General features: G+C 71.6%; 3 protein-coding genes. All 3 read right to left on the bottom strand.

The features are described 5' to 3' along the window. Window positions 1-18: 18 nt before the first annotated feature. Window positions 19-309 carry a barstar family protein gene (locus ACFU6K_RS33240; protein ID WP_380669416.1) on the bottom strand — a complete coding sequence of 97 codons (291 nt, stop codon included), beginning with the start codon at window positions 307-309 and terminating at the stop codon, window positions 19-21. A 97-nt stretch (window positions 310-406) separates the two neighbouring features. Further along, entirely contained in the window at window positions 407-772 is a 366-nt protein-coding gene (locus ACFU6K_RS33235) for a hypothetical protein (RefSeq protein ID WP_380669414.1), read from the bottom strand. 46 nt (window positions 773-818) lie between these two features. Beyond that, the coding region (locus ACFU6K_RS33230; protein WP_380669412.1) for a polymorphic toxin-type HINT domain-containing protein at window positions 819-3973 on the bottom strand (3155 nt) is incomplete at its 5' end.

Genomic DNA, 3973 nt, shown 5'->3' with positions numbered 1-3973 from the left:
CCCCCACCGTCGATCGGATCAGGTGAGGCGAACGGTCAACCGTTCCTCGTCGGGACGCCCTTCATCGTTCTCGGCCGCCCGGGTGAGGACCTGGACGATCCGCTCGAACACCTCGGCCCCCAGCCGTTCACGGCTGGTCGCAGAGTCCTCCCAGACGATCTCGACCGGCCGCTCGACATCGGTGCTCAGGCGGTCCCAGAGCGCGTTGAGGTTCCGCCCGTAGTAAGGGCCGAAGTCGAGCGGCCCCGCCAGCGCGTCGTGGACGTCCGACACGGTTCGGATCCGCGATCCGTCGATGGTGACCCGCATGTTCCTGCTTCCGGTTCGAAGGTCGTCCGGATGAGCGGGGGAGGCCCCGGTACCGCCCTACGGACGGTGCCGGGACCCCCACTCCTCCGGCGGGCTGTCAGCCGGTGCTCGGACCCGGTGGATCACCGGTCCCGCCGGCGGGCGGGTGGCTCCAGCCCGAGCCGTGTCGCACGGTGAGGACTCCGCAGACGACGAATCCGTCGTGCGCGCCGTCCCCCTGGGAGACCCGGAGCTTCAGGAACTTTCCGGCATGGCGCTCCGGGATCGGGTGGAAGGCGTCGATCTCCCGGGTGTCCTCGCTCTCCGTGACGGAGAGCGAGGTGTAGCTGGAGGCCGTCTTCATGGCGAGCACGTCGCCGAAGACCAGGTCCACGTAGTCCGTGTAGTCCTCGCCCGGCCTTCCCCGCAGGACCAGCGTCCTGAGGGACTTGCTGTACGACCAGAGGATGACCTCATGGTCCAAGTACAGGGGCAGGGAACGCCGGCGGTCGGCCATCGTCCGTCCTCTCTCAGTCCTTGAACGGGCTGTCTGCGGGGTCATCGCCGTTGTACCAGTGGATGCGTTTCTGCACGGAGGGCGGGGCATCCCTCATCATCGCGAGTTCCCATGCGGTCAGGTCGGAAGCGTAGGGATTGTTCAGGTTCGCGGTCTTCGCCCACTCCTTGGCGTCCGTGATGCCCTTCAGGTTGAAGTAGATCTCGGTCGTGCTGTCGGGCGACAGGGCGGCTCGTACGATCTTCTCGAAGTCCTTGCCTTCCGCCGACCACTGGTGCCAGTGCGAGGCGTCGTGCTTGTCGCCGAAGTTGTCGAGCATGTACTTGTCTCCGTTGTACTCGGAGAGTCCCAGGGCGATGCGGTCGCAGTCACCGTTGTGGACCAGGACCGGCGTGGCGCCCGCCAGCACGTAGTACGTGTGGACGTCACGGACGGTCAGGTTGTACGCGGGCTGGAGGCCCGTCCAGTGCCTCACCGACGCGACCGTCACGGATGCCCCGTCGGCGGTCCGTGGCTGGTCGCCGACGACGACGTCCGCCGCGTCGACCCATGCCTGACGGTTCTGTGACCAGATGGGGTGGTGGGCGGTCGCCGTGACGGTGCCGGAGCCGCCCGTCCCGTCGGTCACCGTGAGGTCGACGAAGTCACGGTCATCCGGTGTCTGGATGGTCGCGTCGACCGGCTGGGCGGTGGTGGTCCCGGTTTCCGGATCCGTGGCGAGGACCCGGTCACCGCGGCTCACCTGCTCGATCGGGCGGTTGCCGCCGTCGGCCATCAGCACCTTGGTGCCGGCCGGGAAGCTGTTGGGAGTCAGGCAGATCCCCACCCTGGAGAAGGCGTCCTCCAGGAAGGGGGTGATCTTGTTTCCGACGAAGGGGAGTTGGCGGGTGAGGTCGAGGAGCTTGGACGCGGGTCTGGCGAGGACGCCCCTCGGATCCCTGGTGCAGTCCGGGATCCGGTCGATGGCGTCGCCCTGCACGATCCCGCGGACACAGCCGCCTGCCTGCTTCGCGAGGGTGGGGACGGTGTCGAGGAAGACGGTCCCCAGCAACGACTTCGCCGAGCTGTAGAGCGAGAGGAGACGGTTGTACGCGAGGAGCGCGGCTTCGGCGGCCGGTCCGACGAAGGTGTCGATCGCCCAGTCGACCGGCGCCAGGAACGGGGCCGGCAGCCATGGAATGTTGGGGTGGAGGAAGTCGTACGGGCCGCCACCGATCGGGTCGTGTCCGCCCCCGCCCTTGCGGTCCTCGTCCTCGATCTTCTTGCGCTGCTCTTCGGTCTGCTGTTGCTTGGCCGACTCCCGCTGGGCCCAGACGACCGCGTCCTCCAGCTTCAGCTCCAGCGCCAGCGCCTCCGCCTTGCGCTCCTCGATGCCCTTGATCGCGGCGGTGTCGAAGGCCGACGCGGCCGCGGCGGCGGCGGTCTGGGCGTCCTTGCCGGCCGCCAGGGCGGAGGCACGGGCCTCGTTGGCGGCGCTGTAGGCGGCGTTCGCCGAACCCCGGGCCTCGACCTCGGAGTACCGGGCCCGCTGAACGGAGTAGCGGGCGCTCGCGTAGGCCGCGTTGGCGGTGCTCCTGGCGGCGTTGGCGTTCTTCGAAGCGGTGGCCGCTCGTGCGGCGCTGCCTTCGGCCTGCTTGGCGCGGTCCTGGGCCTGGGAGGCGTAGCCGGCCGCCTTGGTGGCGGCCGCCTTGGCCTGTCCGGCGGCGGCTTCGGCTTCGGTCTGGGCGTTGTTGGCCACGGCCGCGGCCTGGGCGGCCTCTGCGGCGGCCTGCTGAGCGTAGGCCACGTTGGCCGCGCCCTCGGCGATCAGGCGCTCGATGTCCGCCTGGTGGGCGCCGGTGAGCTCGTCCTTGCGCTGGGCCATGTACCGGCCACCCGCGACGAAGCCGCGGAGCATCTCCGGTGTGCCTTCGAGGGCGACCCGTGCCGCGGCGTCGAGTTCGGGGCCTGCGCCGTTGCGCAGTTGGGCGGCGAGAACCTTGTCGTCGGAGACCTGCGCGTTGTAGCGGCCGGAGCCGAGGTACTCGCGCAGCGCGTCGACGGTGCCGGTGCTCAGTGCCTTCTGAGCCGCGGCCTTGACTCCGGGGCCCGCCTCGTTGGAGGACTGGGCGACGGAGATCTGGTAGTCCTTGGCCGCGGCGTCGTACTGACCGGTGGCCAGGAAGGCGGTGACGGCCTGGGCGTCGCCCTTGAGGGCCTGGGCGGCGGCCGATCGCACACCGGCCATCTCGGACTCGGTGGCGAGGTGGACGACCCGGGCGCGGTCGTCGGCCTGGACGGCCTTGGTGCGGCCGCTGCGGATGTAGTCGAGCACGGCGGCGTCGCCGCCGGTCAGGGCGACGCGGGCCGCGGCCTGGTCGTAGTCGCCGGAGATCTGCACCGACAGCAGGGCCAGCTTGCGCCCGTCTGTGACCAGCCGTGCGGTGTCGGCGTCCGGCTTGAGGACGGCCTGGGCGAGCCGGTCGGCCTCGTCCTGGTAGCGGCGCGCCTGTTGGACGGCCTCGCCGGTCTGTTTGGCGGAGTCGTCGTAGGCCGCGCGGGCGTCGGCCGCCTTGTCGATGGCGTCGGCGGTGCGGGCGGCGAGGTCTTCGGACTCGGTGCGCTGGGCCAGGTCGCGGACCGTGTTGGCCTTGTCGACCGCGGCAGCCGCCTCGTTGGCCAGGATCTGGGCCTGTTCGGCGTGGGCCCTGGAGTTCGCGGCGGCGGTGGCGGCCTCGCCCGCGTGCTGGGCCGCTTCTTCGGCGGCCTGGGCGGCGGCCTGGGCGTGGGCCCCGGCGCTGGCGGCCAGGGACCTGGCCTCCGCGGCGAACGTGCGCGCGGAGTCCAGCAGGGCGGCGGCGGCCTTGGCCGCGCGGGTCGCCTCCTGGGCGTGGCGCTGGGTGGAGGCCGCGGCCTGCCGGACCCGGGCCGACTGGGCGCCGGCCTGGTCCGCGAAGCCGCCGGCCCTGACGGCGGAGTTCGCCGCGTCGTTGGCGTCGGCGCCGGCCGCGAGGGCCGAGCTCATCGCGATCTTGCTCGAGTCGGCGGCCACCATCGCGTCGTCCAGCGAGCGGGCGGCGGTCAGGGCGTTCTCCCCGGCCTGCTTCGCCAGCACCGCGTCCCGGGACGCCTCGCCGGCCATGGCGCGGTCGGAGGCCGCGGCGGCGGCCGACCGGCGCGCCTTGGTGG

The organism is Kitasatospora sp. NPDC057512 (assembly GCF_042802135.1).
GTDB lineage: Bacteria > Actinomycetota > Actinomycetes > Streptomycetales > Streptomycetaceae > Kitasatospora.
Note: the sequence above shows the minus strand (reverse complement) of the source record. Positions and strands in the feature narration are given on the sequence as shown.